This window comes from Vibrio sp. 10N.222.55.A1, assembly GCF_041473835.1.
In the GTDB taxonomy this organism is placed as follows: domain Bacteria; phylum Pseudomonadota; class Gammaproteobacteria; order Enterobacterales; family Vibrionaceae; genus Vibrio; species Vibrio crassostreae_C.
Genome location: NZ_JBFRSX010000022.1, coordinates 151,132 through 170,646 on the forward strand (window position 1 = coordinate 151,132; position 19,515 = coordinate 170,646).

Sequence of the window (19,515 nt, forward strand, 5' to 3'; positions counted from 1 at the left end):
GAGTGACAAGTCTGTATTTGTTAAAATTCGTTCTTCCACGCACGTAAAGCGGTGAATACCGATAAAGGATCGGTCTGCTCGGTGCGATTAGACACTGATTTCACTACACTTGGCTCGGTATAGCGCAGGAAGGGGTTCACAAACTTCTCTTGTCTCAAATTTGTGGGGATGGTCGACTTATTTTGAGCGCGAAGTCGGTTCACTTGGTCGCGATATTGCTGCAAATGTTGGTTATCAGGTTCTACGGCTAATGCGAAAGCGATATTGGCTGCAGTGTACTCATGTGCACAATAAACTTCGGTTTCTTGAGGCAGAGCCGTGATCTTATTCAGTGCATCGAACATCTGTTGTGGTGTGCCTTCCATGATTCGGCCACAGCCCGCAGAGAACAACACATCACCACAAAACAGTTTGGCATCGCCCACATAACCAATATGACCCGCAGTATGGCCACTGAGCCCTAGGACGAGGAATACTTCGCCAAACAGTTCTAATTGATCACCATCATCGACCGGATGAGTTAAGGTAGGGATAGGTTCATTCCTTGGACCGACAACATCCACGCCGGGAAATTGTCTAACGAGTTCTGGAACACCACCAATGTGATCGTGGTGGTGGTGTGTAATCAAGATTGCATCTAAAGTTAGCTCATGGTGTGCCAAGTACTCTAATACTGGAGCCGCATCACCAGGGTCGACGACAGCACAACGGCGATCGCTATTTTGAATCAGCCAGATGTAATTGTCGTTAAATGCAGGTATGCTTTTGATATGTAACATTATTGGTTCTCCAGTCACTATTAGTGCGACAGAATAAGTGAGACAGATTATTGATGAAGCCAGCACGTAGCAGAAAGAAGTTTGAACGTCCTTACACTTGGGCGCAATTGCACAATGGAGACTGGTTGAGAGAATCTATTCAAACTCGACTCGATGAGTGGTGCCCAAAGCTATTTGGTTACCATATGCTCAAGCTCGGTGGCCTCAGTAGTGAGATTTCTAGCTGCACATGCAACATTCAACATCAAGTAAACCTAGATATCCAGAACCCATTACATAATGTGATAGCGGATGGCTATAATTTACCCTTTTTGGAGAAAAGCTTTGATGTTGTAGTACTGAGTCATCAGCTAGATTATAGCAATGACCCGCATCGCTTATTGAGAGAAGTCGATCGAGTGATGATGGACGATGGCTATATCATTATCACGGGCTTCAACCCAATCAGTGTCACTGGGCTTGCCAGTTTGATGCCTTGGCGAAAGAACAGCTTGCCTTGGAGTGGGCGTATGTACACGCCAAGTCGAATTAAAGACTGGTTAGGTGTACTTAACTATGAAGTAATTCATTGTGACACCTACGCGCTGTTTCCGATGAGTAAGTATCAAGCGATGTGGACGTGGTTGGAGAACAGCTTAGGTGGTTGTGCATCCTTCGCCGGAAGCCAATACTTTATTGTTGCTCGTAAGCGTACTTACCCGCTAAAACCCATCAAACCACATTGGCACCTCAAGCGACGTTTCTCGCCTGTTGGGGCAAGTTTTAGAACCAATACGCGCCGTACAATGGATTCAGCCAAAGCGTCATATCCGCTAAAAACAGAAAAAGCCGATTAGTTGTCGGCTTTTCATCTATCAATTCGATTGAGAAATTGTCAATTAGTTTAAGAAATTATAAATCGCTTTCTGAAATGTGCGTCTAATTAAAAAGACGATTAGCTTGGTTGATAGCCCGTATCTTCTAGAGTCGGATTCTCCGCTGCATTTCGCGCTAAATCATCACACATTTCGTTTTCTCTGTGTCCCGCGTGTCCTTTTACCCAGCGCCAATCAACGCTATGGCGAGCGGTTTCTTTATCGAGCCTTTGCCACAGATCGGCATTTTTAACCGGTTTCTTGTCGGCTGTTTTCCAGTCACGCTTTTTCCAGTTATGAATCCACTGTGTGATGCCTTGACGCACGTATTGGCTATCTGTGGTCAGAATCACAGAGCAAGGTTCTTTGAGGGCTTGGAGAGCAACGACAGCGGCGAGCATTTCCATACGGTTATTGGTTGTTAGCGTGAAACCTTCTGCTAGCGTCTTCTCGACTTTTTTGTAGCGAAGTACGATGCCATAGCCGCCGGGACCAGGGTTGCCTAAACAAGAACCATCAGTGAAAATTTCAACTTGTTTCGTCATGATTTGATACTATTACCTCAAGCACATTATCGGCATAGTCTGACACAGTTATCCTTATGAATACCAGTAGCACTCCAGAACAAAGCACGAACGAAAAAAACAGTTCGAACGAAAATAAGCGCATTGTTGTACTCGATACCGAAACCACCGGTATGAATACAGAAGGTGGCCCTCACTATATGGGTCACCGCATCGTTGAAATTGGTGCAGTAGAGATCATCAACCGTAGGCTGACCGGGCGTCATTTCCACGTCTACATCAAGCCCGATCGTGCGATTCAAGAAGAGGCGATTGGCGTTCACGGTATTACCGATGAATTCTTGATTGATAAGCCTGAATACCAAGACATTCATAAAGAGTTTCTCGACTTTATCAAAGGTGCGGAGCTGGTGGCTCATAACGCGCCCTTCGATACGGGCTTCATGGACTATGAGTTTGAGAAGCTCAACCCAGCGATAGGTAAAACGGATGACTACTGTAAAGTTACCGATACCTTGGCAATGGCGAAGAAGATATTCCCAGGTAAAAGAAACAACCTAGATATCTTATGTGACCGTTACGGTATCGATAACTCGCACCGCACTCTCCACGGCGCATTGCTCGATGCGGAGATCCTAGCCGACGTCTACTTATTGATGACGGGTGGTCAAACTTCGCTGCAATTTAACGCTGGTCAACAGGAAGGTGAAGCCGAAAGCATACGAAGAGTAGAAAGTGGTCGAAAATCCCTAAAGGTTTTACGAGCTACGGCCGATGAAGTAGAAGCGCATCAAAGTCGTTTAGATCTCGTCGAGAAAAGCGGAAGCTGCCTCTGGCGTCAGTAGGGAGAAAGTATGTTAAGGGTATTGGCTACCGGTTGCTTATTGCTGTTAAGTTTTGGCTTACATGCAGCAACAGAATCCGTTATGAGTTTATTGGACAACCGTTTTAGAGTTGATCCCAGTATTGAACAAGTCACCTTTGTGATTTATCGAGCCGATAACTCTAAACCTGTCGTTTTGGTTCGTTCTGATGGCAAGAAATACTACTCTTGGCGCAATGCTGATAATGTCCGTTGGTACGAAGAATCGTCCATGGACATTATCTCTATCGACAATCCGATGCCCGGCCCTTGGCAAGCGATAGGTAAAGTTTCCCCTAAGAACAATATCAAGCTGCTGTCTCATCTTGTTTTGGATGCTAATGAGTTCCCAGATAAGTTGTATCAAACAGAGCGCATCAAATTTACCGCTCGACTGACTTCTGATGGCAAGCCGCTGGTGCTGCGCGATTTTCTCGATCGCGTGAAGCTTAAGGTTACCTTTACTAAGTTTGTTGAAAACGAAGAGTCTTTGGTGAGAGAAGCGCGCCCGGTGCCGGTTGTGATGGGCGAGTTTGCCGATGATGGCGCTGATCTTGATGAAAAGGCCGGAGATGGTGTGTTCACTGTCTCTTTGCCAATTGATATCGAGCCCGGTAAATACCGAGCGCGTATTACCTCTGGTAATGGCGTGTTCCTGCGAGCGCAAGAGCAAGAAGTCTTGGTTTACCCAACACCGATCACTAGCACTTTCATTCAATCACGAAAAGAGGGTTTACCTCATACTATTGTGGTGTCTGGTGAACAGGGGATGATCGCACCGAGCTCGTTAGCGGTTCATGTTGAGCACAAGGCTCCTGATGAATATGTGATGTACAAGCAGGGGCAAGCTGAAGTCGACGCAATGAAAGTCGCTTTAGAGGTGCCTTATAATGGCGATTTAGGAATTTATAATTGGTCAGGGATGGTTTATGCCACTGATGCTTCAAGTCAGCGCCCGCTGATTTTTCCAATTACCGAGCAGTCGTACAGCGTTGTTGAAGATATCGACTTAGCAGAGTCACGACGTCTTCAAGAAGAAGCTCTTGCTGAACAGAAGCGTATCGCAACAGAGTTGATGATCCTTCAAAAACGTGAAGATGACAGACAGCGCAGTATGATCATTATTGCGGTGGGTAATGTGGTCGCTATTCTATTGGGCTTATTGATTTGGTTTGTGGTTCGTAAGGTCAAGGCGAAGAAAAAAGCGTTACCTGAGATGCAGCTCAAGGCGCCCAAGTAACTCGCTTAGATGATTAGATTGTCTAGAGAGAATAAGCTGCTAGATAAAGCATTGGAATTTGTGGCAACGAAATCATGAACAAAAAAACGGGACTCATAGTAGTCCCGTTTTTGTTTCTTTTTCTGGCCTTAAGCGACGTTATCAATCGATTGGTCTGGGTACTGAGATTTTGCTGCAAGCTCCTCTGGTGAGAAGTCATCCACGTTAATCGTGTACAGTCTATGTTCCTCAGCGCTAATCAGAAGATTTGCTTCGTCTTGCGTTAAGATACCTTTCTCAAGTCCCAACTGAGCAACAAGATCAAGTCGTAAGAAGGCACGTTTTTGATGTGTCTCTTTGCAGACTTTGTCGAACAGAGGTTCAGCTTGAAGAATCACTTCTAGCGCTTTTTCAATCTTACCTACTGGGTTGTATTCCGTCGCTTCTAGGTATTGGCCGCGACCTATACGAGAGCGTGTTTCGCTTGGTGTTTGTAGAATGTGCGCAACTTTGCTATCGAGCTTGTCGTTTGGAGCACGACGGATACGACCAAATGGCATTAGCACAACACGAAGCAGACGACCAATCACAGGGTTAGGGAAGTTCGCTAAGAATTCATCAATCGCCACTTCAGTCTGACGTAAGCTATCTTGCATCCCCCAATGTACTAACGGTAGATCTTCAGCGTGGCTGCCTTCACTTTCAAAGCGCTTCAACGTTGCTGAACCGAGGTAAAGTTGACTTAAGATATCACCCAGTCTTGCTGATAAACGTTCTCTACGCTTCAGTGATCCGCCTAGAACTGCCATTGAAATATCAGACAGTAGCGCTAGGTTTGCACTGTAGCGGTTTAGCTGTTGGTAGTAACGCTGTGTCTGTTTATCTGTTTTATTTGAAGGTGTTGGCGCATCAGAACCACGACCATCGGTTAAACCAAACCACAAGCTGCGGACTAGGTTGCTCATCGTAAAGCTAACGTGCCCTGCTAACGCTGAATCAAACTTATCAAGCGCATCGCTGCTTTCAGAATAAGCCGCTTCCATTTCGTTCAGTACGTAAGGGTGACAGCGAATCGCACCTTGACCATAGATGATCATTGAACGAGTCAGGATGTTTGCGCCTTCAACCGTAATCGCGATAGGCGAGCCTTGGTAGCCACGAGCTAGGAAGTTCGATGGGCCTAAACAAATGCCTTTACCACCGACGATATCCATCGCATCAATGATGCTGCGCTGGCCACGGTGAGTACAGTGGTACTTAACGATTGCAGAGATAACCGAAGGCTTTTCACCAAGGTCGATGCCCGCAACGGTTAGGTTACTTGCAGCGTCCATTACATAAGCGTTACCTGCAAGGCGTGCAAGTGGCTCTTCAACCCCTTCCATGCGGCCAATAGGCTGTTTGAACTGACGGCGGATACGAGCGTAAGCGCCAGTTGCAAGCGCGGCAGACTTGATGCCACCAGTTGAATTTGAAGGCAGTGTGATACCACGACCAACCGACAGGCACTCAACCAGCATACGCCAGCCTTGACCGGCCATTTTCTGACCGCCAATGATGAAATCGATAGGCACGAAGATATCGTCGCCTTGCGTCGGGCCATTTTGGAAAGGTACGTTTAGTGGGAAGTGGCGGTTGCCAATCTCTACGCCTTTTAAATCCGTTGGGATAAGCGCACAAGTGATACCAAGATCTTTTTGGTCACCAAGCAGACCATCTGGGTCACGCAATTTAAAAGCCAAACCTAAAACGGTCGCGACAGGCGCGAGAGTGATGTAACGCTTGTTCCAAGTTAGGCGCATGCCGAGTACTTCTTCGCCTTGCCAGTCGCCTTTACATACCACACCGTAATCTGGGATAGAGCCTGCATCTGAACCGGCTTCTGGGCTAGTCAGAGCAAAACAAGGGATCTCTTTACCTTCCGCTAAGCGAGGCAGGTAGTGGTTTCTTTGTTCTTCTGTACCGTAGTGCTGTAATAGCTCACCAGGGCCTAATGAGTTAGGTACGCCAACCGTTGATGACAATACACTAGAAACTCCCGTTAGCTTCTGTAGAACCAAAGATTGAGCGTAAGCTGAGAACTCTAAGCCGCCGTACTTTTTCTTGATGATCATGGCGAAGAATTTATGGTCTTTCAGGTATTGCCATACTTCTGGTGGCAAATCAGCAAGCTCATGCGTCACTTGGTAATCGTTGACCATTTCACACACGGTATTTACTGGACCATCTAAAAACGCTTGCTCAGCTTCAGAGAGTTTCGGGTCAGCAATGTTCTGAAGCTTCTTCCATTCAGGTTTGCCTTTGAACAGCTCTGCTTCCCACCATACTGTGCCAGCTTCTAGTGCTTCTTTTTCTGTCTGAGACATAGCCGGTAGAACTTTCTTAAATAAAGAGAGTGCTTTTTGGCTGATCAGTGTCTGACGAATGGTCGGTACAGCAAAGATCGCAACGGCTAATAGATAGCAAAGCCAGCCAGTAACAGCCACGCCGCCAAACAGAGTTAATGCTACCATTGCGCCGGTTAATACAACTAATGCACGTACCAGACTAACTCTATGGTAAAGACAGACGCCTAAGATGACGGTCATGCCGAGTAGGGAGAGCAATATGTTCATGATCGATTTCCTTTTCAGAGATCACTTATTGTTATTAAGTTTTAGGTAAGAGGTCTAACCAGTCAAGTGTAAACAAAATATTAAATATTTGTAAAACTCCAAAGTGAGTAAAAAGTGATCTCAATAGAGTTAAAGTTCTAATTGTGAGAGGTTGGTGGCGAATATTTGGACGGATTTACAACGACAAGTTAATTAAGGTGGCAATCTTTGGGCTTAAGTGTCGACACTATTTCATGTTTGTGGGTAAACTCAGCTATAAAGAGGGGAAAACCCTCAGTTCTCATTTCACGCACTTTAAGCTGCGTCAAAAAAAATAAGAGATAAGCCTTATGTACCAAGACCTAATCAAAAGTGAATTGAACGAAGCTGCTGACGTTCTGAATAAGTTCTTGAGTGATGACCATAACATCGCTCAAATTGAAGCGGCGGCAAAACTGATTGCTGACTCATTCAAGCAAGAGGGTAAAGTGCTTTCTTGTGGTAACGGTGGTTCACACTGTGATGCAATGCACTTCGCGGAAGAGCTTACAGGCCGATACCGTGAAAACCGTCCAGGTTACGCTGGCATTGCGATTTCAGATCCAAGCCACCTGTCTTGCGTGAGTAATGATTTTGGCTACGACCACGTATTTTCTCGTTATGTAGAAGCGGTCGGTCGTAAAGGTGATGTGTTGTTCGGTCTGTCGACTTCAGGTAACTCTGCCAATATTCTAAAAGCGATTGAAGCTGCTCAAGCTAAAGGCATGAAGACGATTGCATTGACGGGTAAAGATGGCGGAAAAATGGCGGGTTGCGCCGATATTGAAATCCGAGTGCCACACTTTGGTTACGCAGATCGCATCCAAGAGATTCACATTAAGATCATCCATATTGTGATTCAGCTTGTTGAAAAAGAGATGGAATAACAGTTTTACAGACATTTGGAGCCCAGGTTTGTGGCTCCATTGGTTTTAATAGGGAGTAGATTAAACCATGTGTGAATTGCTCGGTATGAGCGCGAATGTGCCAACTGATATTTGTTTTAGCTTTACTGGTCTTATGCAGCGTGGAGGCAATACTGGCCCGCACCGCGATGGCTGGGGTATTACCTTCTATGAAGGAAAGGGTTTTCGTACATTTAAAGATCCTAACCCTAGCTGTGAATCTAAGATCGCTGAGTTGGTTCAAAACTACCCAATTAAAAGCCAAGCCGTTGTCAGTCATATCCGTCAAGCGAACCGTGGTGGTGTTAATCTAGAGAATACACACCCTTTTACTCGTGAGCTTTGGGGGCGATACTGGACCTTTGCTCACAATGGTCAATTAACGGATTACGACGATCTGATTAGTGGTCGTTTCAGACCGGTTGGCGAGACAGACAGTGAGCTCTCCTTCTGTTGGCTACTCAAACAACTTGAAGAGCGTTTCCCTGAGCCACCTCAAGATATGGAAGGTATGTTTCGCTTCGTAGCGGAATGTTGTGACCAGCTCCGAGAGAAAGGCGTTTTCAACATGTTGTTGAGTGATGGTGAGTACGTGATGACTTACTGTACTAACCATTTGTACTGGATAACAAGGCGCGCACCTTTTGGTAAAGCGAGCCTGATTGATGAAGATGTTGAGATAAACTTCCAGGAAGAAACTACGCCTAATGATGTGGTTACGGTGGTGGCAACTCAGCCTCTAACAGACAATGAACAGTGGTTTAGAATGAAGCCGGGCGAATATGCGCTGTTTCATTTTGGTGAGCTGATTGGCAACAATCATAAAGCGTTGGAAGATGTCGCTTATGCGCCGAAGAAGGTAGCAAGCCAAGCGCCAACTGAACCATTGAGCTGAGCTAAGTGTCTCGAATAGTATTATTTGAACCCTATAAAAAAAAGGCTGCTTACTGAACTAATGAATCAGTGAGCGGCCTTTTTTTGGATTTGATTTAGTTTCTGAAGAATTACTCTTCTGCGTAACCGTGTTTACCTAATGCCTTACCGTCTAAGACAGCTTGCCCATTTAGCATTGATAAACGATCTTCGGCGAACCATTTACAGACCATAGGGTAAATGCAGTGTTCTTGGGTAAGCACTCGGCTTGCCAGCATATCAGCATCATCATCTTCAAATACCGGTACCTTAGCCTGTAAGATCACAGGACCCCCATCAAGCTCTTCAGTAACAAAGTGGACACTAGTTCCGTGCTCTTTGTCTTGTGCATCAATGGCACGCTGGTGGGTGTGTAGGCCTGGGTATTTAGGCAACAGGGAAGGGTGGATGTTGACCATTTTACCCGCATAGTGACGAACAAACTCTGAACTCAGGATACGCATATATCCCGCAAGTACGATTAAATCGGGTTGGTATGCATCAATCTGAATCATCAATTCATGATCGAACTCTTCACGTGAACCAAAGTCTTTTGGATTCACTGAATGTGCGCCAACACCTGCGGTTTTCGCTCGTTCTAATCCAAAAGCCTCTGCTTTGTTTGAAAAGACAGCCTTAACTGAAGCATCAATCATATTGTTATCACAGGCATCCAAAATTGCCTGTAAGTTACTTCCGCTTCCTGAAACTAACACAACGATGTTTTTATTAGAGTGACTGGTTTTATTTGAGTGATTGTTTTTCATAGAGTGGGTCATACGATTGATTAACTGAATTGTTTACAATGTACCTACATAAACTAAGGTTTTCTGCGGGCTAAATAGCAAAATGAGGACCATTAGGTCCTCATTGATTAACTAAGTAAGTGAGCGTATCACTTATTTAATTTCAACTTGCTCTTCGCCAGCTTCAGCGTTTGCGATCTCACCGATAACCCAAGCGTTTTCGCCTTCAGCTTTCAGTAGTTCAACAGCAGCGTCTGCTTGATCTTTAGGTAGAGCAACAACTAGGCCTACACCACAGTTGAAAGTGCGGTACATTTCGAATGTCTCCACGTTACCTTTCTCTTGTAGCCAGTTGAAGATAGCAGGCCATTCCCAGCTCTTGCCATCAATGACTGCTTTAGTACCTTCAGGAAGTACGCGTGGGATGTTTTCCCAGAAACCACCACCTGTGATGTGTGAGATAGCATGAATGTCATGCTCTGCAATCATCTTAAGCGCTGATTTGATGTAAATCTTAGTTGGTTCTAGTAGGTGCTCACCGATAGTGCGACCTTCTAGTTCTTCATTCTTATCAGCACCAGAAACTTCTAGGACTTTACGAATTAAAGAGTAACCGTTTGAGTGTGGACCACTTGAGCCAACAGCGATAAGTGCGTCGCCTGCTGCTACTTTAGTGCCGTCAATGATGTCCGCTTTTTCTACAACACCAACACAGAAGCCAGCTACATCGTAGTCGTCGCCTTCGTACATGCCTGGCATTTCAGCAGTTTCACCACCGATTAGTGCACAGCCAGCTTGAACACAGCCTTCAGCAATACCAGAAACAACGTCTGCTGCTGTATCTACATCTAGCTTACCTGTTGCGTAGTAGTCTAGGAAGAATAGCGGTTCACCACCTTGAACGATTAAGTCGTTCACACACATTGCCACTAGGTCGATACCAATGGTGTCGTGTTTTTTCAGATCCAAAGCAAGGCGAAGTTTAGTACCAACACCATCAGTACCTGAAACAAGTACCGGCTCTTTGTATTTCGTTGGAAGTTCACATAGGGCGCCAAAGCCACCAATACCGCCCATTACTTCAGGGCGACGAGTGCGTTTAACAGCACCTTTGATACGGTCTACTAGTGCATTACCTGCGTCGATATCAACACCAGCGTCTTTGTAGCTTAGAGAAGAAGTATTACCACTCACGGGATAGTCCTCGAACTTAAGTTGGATGTGAAAACGGCGCTATTCTAACAGGGCTTGAATATGAAGAGCAAACGTTTGCGCGGTTTTTTTTATTAGAATAAAGATTCTGAAATAACCCTAGAGTTCGTGTATAATCTACAGGTTTGTTTAAATATTGCCGGAGTTGGAAATGAAAGTTGTTGAAGTGAAACACCCGCTAGTAAAACATAAAATTGGCCTGATGCGTGAAGGTGAGATTAGCACTAAGCGTTTTCGTGAGCTAGCGACAGAAGTGGGTAGCCTTCTAACATACGAAGCGACATCAGACTTTGAAACTGAGCGTGTGACGATTAACGGTTGGAACGGTCCAGTAGAAGTTGACCAAATTAAAGGTAAAAAAGTAACGGTAGTGCCAATCCTACGTGCTGGTCTAGGCATGATGGACGGCGTTCTTGAGCACATCCCAAGTGCACGTATCAGCGTTGTTGGTATCTACCGTGACGAAGAAACACTTGAGCCAGTACCATACTTCAACAAGCTTGCATCTAACATCGATGAGCGTATTGCTCTAGTGGTAGACCCAATGCTTGCGACAGGTGGTTCTATGATCGCGACTATCGACCTGATGAAAGAGAAAGGTTGTAAGCACTTTAAGATTCTTGTGCTTGTTGCTGCTCCTGAAGGTATCGCTGCTCTAGAAAAAGCGCACCCAGATGTTGAGCTTTACACGGCTGCAATCGATGAGAAGCTAAACGACAAGGGCTACATTGTTCCTGGTCTTGGCGATGCTGGCGATAAGATCTTCGGTACTAAGTAATTCGGTTTCAGCTTAAGTGACTCTAAACAGTTCCTTAACTCGCTGAATTAACCGTATTAATAAAAAGGGAGAGCATTCGATGCTCTCCCTTTTTTGATCTTGTTAGGTTGTGATTCTTTGGAATCTAGCCTTACCGACTCATTAATCGATTTGAGCTTTATCTACCACAGTGTTGTCACCTAGCTCTTCTGGAAGTACTAGGTTAAGTAGAATCGCAACGATACCGCACAAGCTTACGCCCTGTAGGCTAAAGTCACCGATACCAAAGGCCATGCCGCCAATACCAAAGACTAAAGTAATGCCCACAATCACAAGGTTACGTGATTTGTGTAGGTCAACATTGTTTTTGATTAGCGTGTTAAGACCCACTGTTGCGATAGAGCCAAACAGTAGAATCATGATTCCGCCCATTACAGGAACCGGAATCGTTTGAAGTAGTGCGCCTAGCTTGCCAACCAATGCAAGAACGATGGCTGTGACTGCAGCCCAAGTCATGATCACAGGGTTGAATGCTTTGGTAAGCATTACTGCGCCTGTTACTTCACTGTACGTAGTGTTTGGCGGCGCGCCCAGCATTGAAGCGGCAATTGTTGCCACACCGTCGCCAGTAATAGTGCGGTGTAAACCTGGTTTTTTAAGGTAGTCTTTACCGGTCACGTTAGATATCGCAAGCATATCACCTACGTGTTCAACGGCAGGTGCAATCGCGACAAATACCATAAAAAAGATAGCGTTGATGTTGAACTCTGGCGTTGTGAAGTTTGGCAGTGCTAACCAAGATGCTTGCGCTACTGGAGTGAAGTCTACCGCGCCGTATACCAAGCTGGTGATGTAACCCGCAACAATACCACCGAAGATTGGCAGTAGCTTAAGGAAGCCTTTTGAAAACACACTGATGACAATCGTCACTAACAGTGAAATTGAAGAGATCCACAGGGCAGCGTCTGCATCAACAAGCTGAACCGCACCATCGCCTGTCTTACCTAGCGCCATGTTAACTGCAACAGGTGCAAGACCTAAACCGATAACCATGATCACAGGGCCAACAACGACTGGTGGAAGCAGTTTATGGATGAAGCCAACGCCACGAACTTTAATTAACGCGCCCATTAGTACATACACAACACCCGCCGCCATCAAGCCGCCCATGGTTGCACCGACACCCCAAGTTTGAATACCAAACATGATAGGCGCGATGAATGCAAAAGAAGATGCTAAGAAGATTGGCACTGAACGGCGTGTAATAAGTTGGAATAAAAGGGTACCGATACCTGCGCCAAAGAGTGCAACGTTGGGGTCAAGTCCTGTTAGTAGCGGCACGAGTACAAGCGCACCAAATGCTACAAACAGCATTTGCGCACCTTGCAGAGCATTTTTCATGTTATGTCCTTAAAATGGTCGTTATATGAAAAGCGAAAAATAAAATTCGCGGGATTCTATCACTTAGCAATCGATTGCCACACCAAATAGATCAAATTTATTTATCTTAATGATGTTTTATATCCATCTAAGCCCTAGAAATTCAGTTTATAAGTGAGCGATTTATCATGGCCAGGTGATATTTTGTGGTTATTAAACACAGTGGGCTCTATCGACCTTGCCCCTCAATCCATAGTTGCTTATCATCTAGGCACAAGATTTGAATATTAGGATCAGTATGCGCTACATAGCATTGTTGTTGATGGGACTATTAGCCTCTCCGAGTTATGCCTTAACTCAAGTAGATATCTTTAGTGCTGAAGTTGCGATTAACGCTGAAGACAAACAGCCAGAACAAGTGGCAAGAAATACAGGTATGGAGCAGGTATTGATACGTGCGACCGGCCAAACTGATGTCGCTTCGAATGAGACGATTCAAAAGGCGATGCGCAAGAGTTCGCAGTACATGTCTCAAATGAGTTTTGGTGAAAGCAATGACCACTCAACATTGCGTATGCGTTTTAACGGTGCTCAAATCCGTTCGCTATTGACTCAAGCACAGTTACCGTACTGGCCTGACACGCGTTCAAACATCCTTGTTTGGCTGGTGGAAGAGGACAACTACGACAAGAATATCGTGTGGGAACACTCTAACTCACAGTTAGCAGCTAGCTTACAAGCTAACGCAAAAGAGCGTGGCTTGCCTCTAACGCTGCCTGTGGGTGACTTTGACGATATTACGGGTATTGCGACTTCTGATTTGTGGGGTAGCTTTGTTACGCCAATCAGTAAAGCGAGTCAGCGTTATCCTGTTGATGCTGTGTTGGTGATAAAGGCTCAATCTTCAGGCCTACGTTGGGCTCTATACGATCAAAAGCCAAGTCAATTGACGAGTGCACCAACATCGCCTGTAAGTGGTTCACTATCGGGTAACAGCGACACGACTTCTAAGAAGTTAGTTGACCAAATCAGTAACTACTACGCAGGAAAAAGTGCTGTGACGGTAGCGAGTGAGTCATCAGAATCGATTTTAACGCAGTTTATTAGCCTGAATAATGCTCAAGACTTCTTCCAGTTAGAGAACGCACTTAAGCGTCTAAACTCGGTGGCAAGCCTAGATATTCTGAAGATTCAGAACAACGAAGTCACTTTCCGAATTCACTTATTGTCGACTCAACAAGAGTTTGAGCAAGAAGTAGCAAGTATTCGACAAGTCGCGAAGGTTGAAGAATCTTACATTGAGCCTGAAGTGAGCCCTGAATTTGAAACTCAAGACAACACAATGTCTGTAGGTGATGATTCAACAGACGCTGCTGAAGTCGTTGGTGACGAAACTGACTCAGGCGTACAAGTGATTAAGGGCAACGAGATATCTGAGGATGCTGAGCTAACGAATACGCCTGACGCAACGTTAGAGGATTCTAGTACAGAAGATCTAACCATCACTGCGCCAGTACATGCTAAGCCAAGCTTGGTATACGAGTGGGTTCGCTCATAATTGTCAGCTGACATGACTGATTGAAATGAAAACTTGAAAAAAGCCCTGCAAGAGCAATCTCGCAGGGCTTTTTGTTTGTAAGCGGTCAGTTTAAAAGCATGGGCTCAATATTATTGCTCGAACTTAGCTTTCTCTCTCTTTTCTACTTCGGAAAGGCGCTTCAACTTGATGCCTAACTCTTTGGCTCTAAAGCGAGTAAATAAGATATTGCCCGCGAAACCTAGAGTCGTCAGAAGCAGTTCTACAGCCGCTAATAAACGTTCACCATCGTCTACATACAAGATAGTTAATGCGTGTAGGAAATAGAGCATCAAGACGAAATTTGCCCATGCGTGCGTATAAGGTTTTCCTGCTAAAATGCCCGGTAATGGCAATAACAGCGGGATAGCCCAAGCAATCGCCAGTGTGACATTACTGAGATGAGGGTGCGGTGAAAGCGTCATCTGCCAAGCCACCACCCAGAATAACAGTGACAAGTTGCCCGCTAAAGCAAGGTAGCGAAATAGCTTGGTTTTGGGAGACATAGCCTTCTCTGGCATATACATCATTGAGAAATTCCCTTCTGATTTATTGCGATGCGCGCTAGGCGTTTACCTAGGTTTTGCGCCAACTCAATCTCTTGTTTGCTAAGTGAAGCGCTCTCTCCAGTACTGCTTGCACCATAAGGCGTACCACCAGTTTGAGTGGTGTGCAGCGCCGGTTCTGAGTAGGGGATGCCCACGACTAACATGCCGTGATGAAGCAGGGGCAACATCATGCTTTGTTGTGTTGTCTCTTGACCACCATGCAATGATGAAGAAGAGGTAAATACACAACCTGGCTTATCGATGAGATCACCATTGATCCACATTGATGTCGTGCTATCCCAAAAGTGCTTCATTGGCCCGGCCATGTTACCAAACCAAACCGGACTGCCTAGCGCCAAACCATCACAAGATCGAAGTTCTTGTAACGAGGCAATAGGATCGGTTGGTTGATAGCGTGAATCAGGCTGCTCTTCTACCGTGTACACGTCGTTCACCGTTCTTAACATGGCTTCACAGTTTGGGATAGACTCAACCCCTCGTGCAATCTGCCTTGCTAGAGCTTGTGTGTTGCCGTGGCGACTGTAATAAAGAACAAGAATGTTAATGCTCATATTGGATTACAGAATCTCTAGCACTTGCTCTGGTGGACGACCAATTTTTGCTTTGTTGTTCGCGACAACGACTGGGCGCTCAAACAGTTTTGGATTGGTTGCCATCGCGGCGAAAAGATCTTCATCAGTAACTGAAGCATCGCCAAGGTTTGCTTCTTTGTAGTCCGCTTCTTTGGTGCGCATCATGTCGCGAACACTGTCAAAACCAAGCTGAGTGAACAGTACTTTCAGCTGTTCAACTGTTAACGGAGTCTCCAGGTATTTGATGACCTCTGGCTGTACGCCGTTTTCCTGAAGCACTTCTAGAGTTTGACGGCTCTTTGAGCAGCGTGGGTTATGATAAATCACGACAGACATGGTTCTTCCTCATTATTATTTTTGATTTAATTGTTTAGCTGAAGCCACCATAGGTGACTTCTTTTTTTGTGTAACGTTGAGCTTTCTTTTTATACTGGCAACGAGCGTTACCAGTAAACACTCTATTGTAGCGACAAGAAGCGCTCTCGTTGAATCATTAGCTGATCAATTCGAGCGTCGTAGCGTGCTTGTTTTAGGCTTCCTAATTCTGCGATTTGGCTTGCTTGCGTGTAGTACTGAATCGCTTTGTTCCAGTTGGCTTGCAGTGCCAAAATTTCTGCACGAGCAGCCAGTTCTTCGTCGCTATTACCAAGGCTCGTATTTACTTTTGAAAGTAAGTGCCAGCCATTGGTGTCATTCGGGTTATCGTGCGTGTAACGCTGCAATACGCGAACCGCTTCTTGAAGATCTTCATTTTCAATCAGTGCGTTGGCGTAGTTAATGGTCAGAACCGGGTTGTTTGGTTGACGAACCAGTGCCGATTTAAGTTCTTTAATCGCAATCTCAGGCTGCTTCTTCTCGATGTGCAGATCCGAAATAGCATCTAGATAAAACAGGTTGGTTGGATCGCTGTTAATCAGCTTGTTCAGGATGGGCTCTGCTTTGTCTAATTTTTTAGAGTCTAGGTAAACCAGTGCTTGGCCATATTCTAATGACGGAACCAAAGCTTTAGGGGCTTTCTTTAGCTGACGCTCAAACCAATCAAGAGCAGCATCATTATTAATGCCAGCATAGCGCGCAACAATGCGGGCTCTTGCTAGGTGGTAGTCCAGAGAGGGAGCCAGTTTCAGTGGCGGGTAACTACGAGCACGAGCACGTGAATCGGTAATTCGGTCTTCTGGTAATGGGTGAGTCAGTAGCATTGGCGGTGGTGTGCTCGCATAGCGATATTCATCAGCTAAACGGCCAAAGAAACGTGGCATCGCATTCACATCAAACCCAGCTTTTGCTAGCGTGTTGATACCAAAGCGGTCGGCTTCTTTTTCATTACTACGGGTGTAGTTGATTTGGCTTTGCATATTACCCGCAGTCGTTGCCGTTAGGGCTGCAATGCCGGCTTCAGGAGCTGCAATTGCCAGTAATACAGAGGCTGCTAGCGCTGCAATGGTTGCTGGAGAGCGGCGCGCTTGGTCTTCCATACTACGCGCTAAGTGACGTTGGGTTACGTGCGCGATTTCGTGCGCTAATACAGAAGCTAATTCACTTTCAGATTGTGCATGCAGGAATAGACCTGAGTGCAAAGCAACATAACCACCAAAGAAAGCAAAGGCGTTGATGTTGCGGTCACGGATCATAAAGAACTGGAAAGGTGTCTTTACATCATTTGCGTTCGCGACCAGACGATGGCCAAGAGTATCAATATATAGATTTAGAACTGGGTCGTTTACGATAGGCTGGCTACTTCTGATGATGCGCATGTAGGCATCACCATAGATAAGCTCTTGGTCGATAGTGAGTGTGCCGCCAGCAGCGGTACCGATATCTGGTAGCTCCAAACTATTGGTATTCGCCATAGTTGGGGTGCTTAATGTAGCTGCGATGCATAAGCAAGCAATTGAGCGAGCGCGTTTAAACATATTAGTCAGTAATACTCCGTTTCTTCTGACAGTAAGACAAGTGCAATGGAAATTGGTTCTTTATCTGATTTAACCTTTGCCAAGTGCGTGCGCTATCATGAAGGAGGATGAATGAATGATGGCGCGTTTTCAAAAACAGATTACAATACGACCCTTATAATAAGCATCGAGCTCAAGAATGACACCTAATATTCTAGATTTACGCCAAGAGCGCTGTCCAATGGCGCTATTATTAGCCAAGCGTCACAGTGTAAAGTTAGAAGTAGGGCAGTCATTGTCAATTTATGTGTCTGATAACAGTTCGATGAAAGATATTGTTACTTATTTGTCTAAGCAAGCCTATGACGTCATCACTGAGGTTTGCTCTAATTACCATCATCTCCTCGTCACTAAAAAGGAATTGCAGTCAGATGCTTGAAATGGTCAATCGTTGGTATAAACGACGTTTCTCTGATCCCCATGCTGTCAGTTTGGTTGCCATCATTCTCTTCGGCTTTATTACGATCTACTTCTTTGGTCACCTAATTGCACCGCTCTTGGTTGCGATTGTGTTGGCTTATTTGCTTGAGTGGCCTGTTACCCAACTTCAAAGACTCGGTGTTCCAAGAACGCCTTCGGTGATGTTGGTGATCATGATGTTCTTTAGCGTGATGCTACTTGCGATCTTTGGCTTGGTACCAACCATTTGGCAACAAGTGGGCAATCTAATTAATGATATCCCAAGCATGTATGGCAGCTTGCAAAACTTCATTGCGACGATTCCTGAACGCTATCCAGAATTAGCTAACCTGCAGATCGTTGAGTCCATTATGTCTAACGCCAAGAACAAAGCGTTAGGTTTTGGTGAAAGTGTTGTCAAAGGTTCTCTTGCTTCTCTTGTGAGCTTAGCGACCTTAGCGGTTTACTTGATTCTTGTGCCGCTGCTGATCTTCTTCTTATTAAAAGATAAAGAAGAGATGATCAGCATGGCGAGTGGCGTGTTGCCTAAAAACCGTCGTCTAGCGACCAAGGTTTGGGTTGAGATGAACCAACAAATCTCGAACTATATTCGCGGCAAGGTCCTTGAGATCTTGATCGTCGGTGGTGTCAGCTACGTGACCTTTGCGATTCTAGATTTACGTTATTCAGCTCTGCTGGCTGTCGCGGTTGGCTTCTCGGTACTGATTCCTTATATCGGTGCGGCGGCTGTGACCGTTCCTGTCGCGATTGTCGGTTTGTTCCAGTGGGGATTAGAACCTCAGTTTTACTGGTTGCTTCTCGCTTACGGTATTATCCAAGCGCTAGATGGTAACGTGCTCGTTCCTGTTCTTTTCTCTGAAGCGGTGAACCTGCACCCAGTGGCCATTATTGTTGCCGTGTTAGTGTTTGGTGGACTGTGGGGATTCTGGGGCGTGTTCTTTGCTATCCCGTTGGCAACGTTAGTTAAGGCGGTTTGGAATGCCTTACCGAGTCACGCATTAGACGATGACCCCGAACATCAAAAGTAATTGATCTTGTTATAGAAAAAGGCCGAACATCCATGATGTTCGGCCTTTTTGCTCTTAGCTTAATAATTAGCTTAATGAGTGTTGCTATTGCCTTAGAAAGTGATGAATCTAAGTCATTAACTCACTCAAATCGCCCTTAAGCTTCTTGATTGAAGTAATCTAGAACCACTTCGTGGTGAGTCTTAGTCTTGAACTTGTTGAAGACATGTTCAATCTGACCTTCTTCATCAATTAGGAAGCTAATACGGTGCAGACCGTCGTAGATTTTACCCATGAATTTTTTCTCGCCCCAAACGCCAAACTGTTCAGCAACGCTGTGGTCTTCATCAGATAGCAGGGTGAAGTTTAGAGATTTCTTCTCAACGAAGTTTGGTAGACGTTTTACTGGGTCAACACTCACACCTAGAACAACCACGTTTAGGTCATCAAGCTGTGTTTTGATATCACGCAGGCCTTCCGCTTGCACAATACAACCTGGAGTCATTGCTTTAGGGTAAAAATAGAAAAGTACTTTTTTACCTTTGAAGTCACCAAGAGATACGATATTGCCATCTTGATCTGGAAGAGAAAAAGCAGGTGCTGGAACACCAGCCGTTAGCGTATTCATGACATTTC

General features: G+C 45.3%; 20 protein-coding genes. 9 read left to right on the plus strand and 11 right to left on the minus strand.

Annotated features, from left to right (window positions below):
* Nucleotides 1-20: 20 nt before the first annotated feature.
* Nucleotides 21-779: a hydroxyacylglutathione hydrolase gene (gloB, locus tag AB4493_RS07210; RefSeq protein WP_017060725.1), complete on the minus strand. Its 759-nt coding sequence runs from the start codon at nt 777-779 to the stop codon at nt 21-23.
* A gap of 53 nt (nt 780-832) precedes the next feature.
* Between gloB and AB4493_RS07215 the strand changes: the two genes are divergently transcribed.
* Entirely contained in the window at nt 833-1,615 is a 783-nt protein-coding gene (locus tag AB4493_RS07215) for a class I SAM-dependent methyltransferase (protein WP_017060724.1), read from the plus strand.
* Between the two features lie 98 nt (nt 1,616-1,713).
* Here the strand turns inward: AB4493_RS07215 and rnhA are convergent, their stop codons facing one another.
* The gene (gene rnhA, locus AB4493_RS07220) at nt 1,714-2,178 is read right to left on the minus strand and encodes a ribonuclease HI (protein ID WP_017060723.1); all 465 of its coding nucleotides are present in this window, start codon (nt 2,176-2,178) and stop codon (nt 1,714-1,716) included.
* A gap of 56 nt (nt 2,179-2,234) precedes the next feature.
* Here rnhA and dnaQ point away from each other — a divergent pair, with 56 nt between their 5' ends.
* Complete coding sequence (gene dnaQ / locus AB4493_RS07225) at nt 2,235-3,002, plus strand: DNA polymerase III subunit epsilon (RefSeq protein WP_017060722.1); 768 nt, start codon at nt 2,235-2,237, stop codon at nt 3,000-3,002.
* A gap of 9 nt (nt 3,003-3,011) precedes the next feature.
* Nucleotides 3,012-4,259, plus strand: a complete 1,248-nt coding sequence (locus AB4493_RS07230; RefSeq protein ID WP_372154729.1) for a TIGR03503 family protein — start codon at nt 3,012-3,014, stop codon at nt 4,257-4,259.
* 128 nt (nt 4,260-4,387) lie between these two features.
* Here AB4493_RS07230 and fadE read toward each other — a convergent pair whose 3' ends face one another.
* Entirely contained in the window at nt 4,388-6,853 is a 2,466-nt protein-coding gene (fadE, locus tag AB4493_RS07235) for an acyl-CoA dehydrogenase FadE (RefSeq protein WP_372154730.1), read from the minus strand.
* A 329-nt stretch (nt 6,854-7,182) separates the two neighbouring features.
* On the opposite strand from fadE, the gene lpcA reads away from it, so the two are divergent.
* Entirely contained in the window at nt 7,183-7,758 is a 576-nt protein-coding gene (gene lpcA, locus AB4493_RS07240; RefSeq protein WP_017063379.1) for a D-sedoheptulose 7-phosphate isomerase, read from the plus strand.
* Between the two features lie 67 nt (nt 7,759-7,825).
* Entirely contained in the window at nt 7,826-8,671 is an 846-nt protein-coding gene (locus tag AB4493_RS07245; protein WP_136973718.1) for a class II glutamine amidotransferase, read from the plus strand.
* 109 nt (nt 8,672-8,780) lie between these two features.
* On the opposite strand, the gene purN is transcribed toward AB4493_RS07245, so the two are convergent.
* Nucleotides 8,781-9,455 carry a phosphoribosylglycinamide formyltransferase gene (gene purN / locus AB4493_RS07250; protein WP_372122443.1) on the minus strand — a complete coding sequence of 225 codons (675 nt, stop codon included), beginning with the start codon at nt 9,453-9,455 and terminating at the stop codon, nt 8,781-8,783.
* Between the two features lie 132 nt (nt 9,456-9,587).
* Nucleotides 9,588-10,628, minus strand: coding sequence for a phosphoribosylformylglycinamidine cyclo-ligase (purM, locus tag AB4493_RS07255; protein WP_017071054.1), 1,041 nt, complete (start codon nt 10,626-10,628; stop codon nt 9,588-9,590).
* Nucleotides 10,629-10,797: 169 nt separating this feature from the next.
* Here purM and upp point away from each other — a divergent pair, with 169 nt between their 5' ends.
* Entirely contained in the window at nt 10,798-11,424 is a 627-nt protein-coding gene (upp, locus tag AB4493_RS07260; protein ID WP_017060716.1) for a uracil phosphoribosyltransferase, read from the plus strand.
* 141 nt (nt 11,425-11,565) lie between these two features.
* On the opposite strand, the gene AB4493_RS07265 is transcribed toward upp, so the two are convergent.
* Nucleotides 11,566-12,804: a uracil-xanthine permease family protein gene (locus AB4493_RS07265; protein ID WP_017060715.1), complete on the minus strand. Its 1,239-nt coding sequence runs from the start codon at nt 12,802-12,804 to the stop codon at nt 11,566-11,568.
* 277 nt (nt 12,805-13,081) lie between these two features.
* Between AB4493_RS07265 and AB4493_RS07270 the strand changes: the two genes are divergently transcribed.
* Nucleotides 13,082-14,341, plus strand: a complete 1,260-nt coding sequence (locus tag AB4493_RS07270; RefSeq protein ID WP_065583984.1) for a DUF2066 domain-containing protein — start codon at nt 13,082-13,084, stop codon at nt 14,339-14,341.
* 110 nt (nt 14,342-14,451) lie between these two features.
* Here AB4493_RS07270 and AB4493_RS07275 read toward each other — a convergent pair whose 3' ends face one another.
* The 4 genes from AB4493_RS07275 to AB4493_RS07290 form a co-directional block, all read right to left on the minus strand.
* Nucleotides 14,452-14,889, minus strand: a complete 438-nt coding sequence (locus AB4493_RS07275; protein ID WP_017060713.1) for a DUF2069 domain-containing protein — start codon at nt 14,887-14,889, stop codon at nt 14,452-14,454.
* A complete protein-coding gene (gene wrbA / locus AB4493_RS07280; protein ID WP_372154731.1) occupies nt 14,886-15,479 on the minus strand; it encodes an NAD(P)H:quinone oxidoreductase in 594 nt (197 codons plus the stop codon). Before wrbA ends, AB4493_RS07275 begins: the two co-directional genes overlap by 4 nt.
* Nucleotides 15,480-15,485: 6 nt before the next feature.
* Nucleotides 15,486-15,836: an arsenate reductase (glutaredoxin) gene (gene arsC / locus AB4493_RS07285; protein ID WP_017060711.1), complete on the minus strand. Its 351-nt coding sequence runs from the start codon at nt 15,834-15,836 to the stop codon at nt 15,486-15,488.
* A gap of 122 nt (nt 15,837-15,958) precedes the next feature.
* Nucleotides 15,959-17,413 carry a M48 family metallopeptidase gene (locus AB4493_RS07290; protein ID WP_017060710.1) on the minus strand — a complete coding sequence of 485 codons (1,455 nt, stop codon included), beginning with the start codon at nt 17,411-17,413 and terminating at the stop codon, nt 15,959-15,961.
* A 178-nt stretch (nt 17,414-17,591) separates the two neighbouring features.
* Here AB4493_RS07290 and AB4493_RS07295 point away from each other — a divergent pair, with 178 nt between their 5' ends.
* Together AB4493_RS07295 and AB4493_RS07300 are read left to right on the plus strand one after the other, a co-directional pair.
* The gene (locus tag AB4493_RS07295; RefSeq protein ID WP_017060709.1) at nt 17,592-17,831 is read left to right on the plus strand and encodes a sulfurtransferase TusA family protein; all 240 of its coding nucleotides are present in this window, start codon (nt 17,592-17,594) and stop codon (nt 17,829-17,831) included.
* Nucleotides 17,824-18,900 carry an AI-2E family transporter gene (locus AB4493_RS07300; protein WP_372136847.1) on the plus strand — a complete coding sequence of 359 codons (1,077 nt, stop codon included), beginning with the start codon at nt 17,824-17,826 and terminating at the stop codon, nt 18,898-18,900. Before AB4493_RS07295 ends, AB4493_RS07300 begins: the two co-directional genes overlap by 8 nt.
* Nucleotides 18,901-19,036: 136 nt before the next feature.
* Here the strand turns inward: AB4493_RS07300 and bcp are convergent, their stop codons facing one another.
* Entirely contained in the window at nt 19,037-19,507 is a 471-nt protein-coding gene (bcp, locus tag AB4493_RS07305) for a thioredoxin-dependent thiol peroxidase (RefSeq protein ID WP_017060706.1), read from the minus strand.
* Nucleotides 19,508-19,515: the final 8 nt, after the last annotated feature.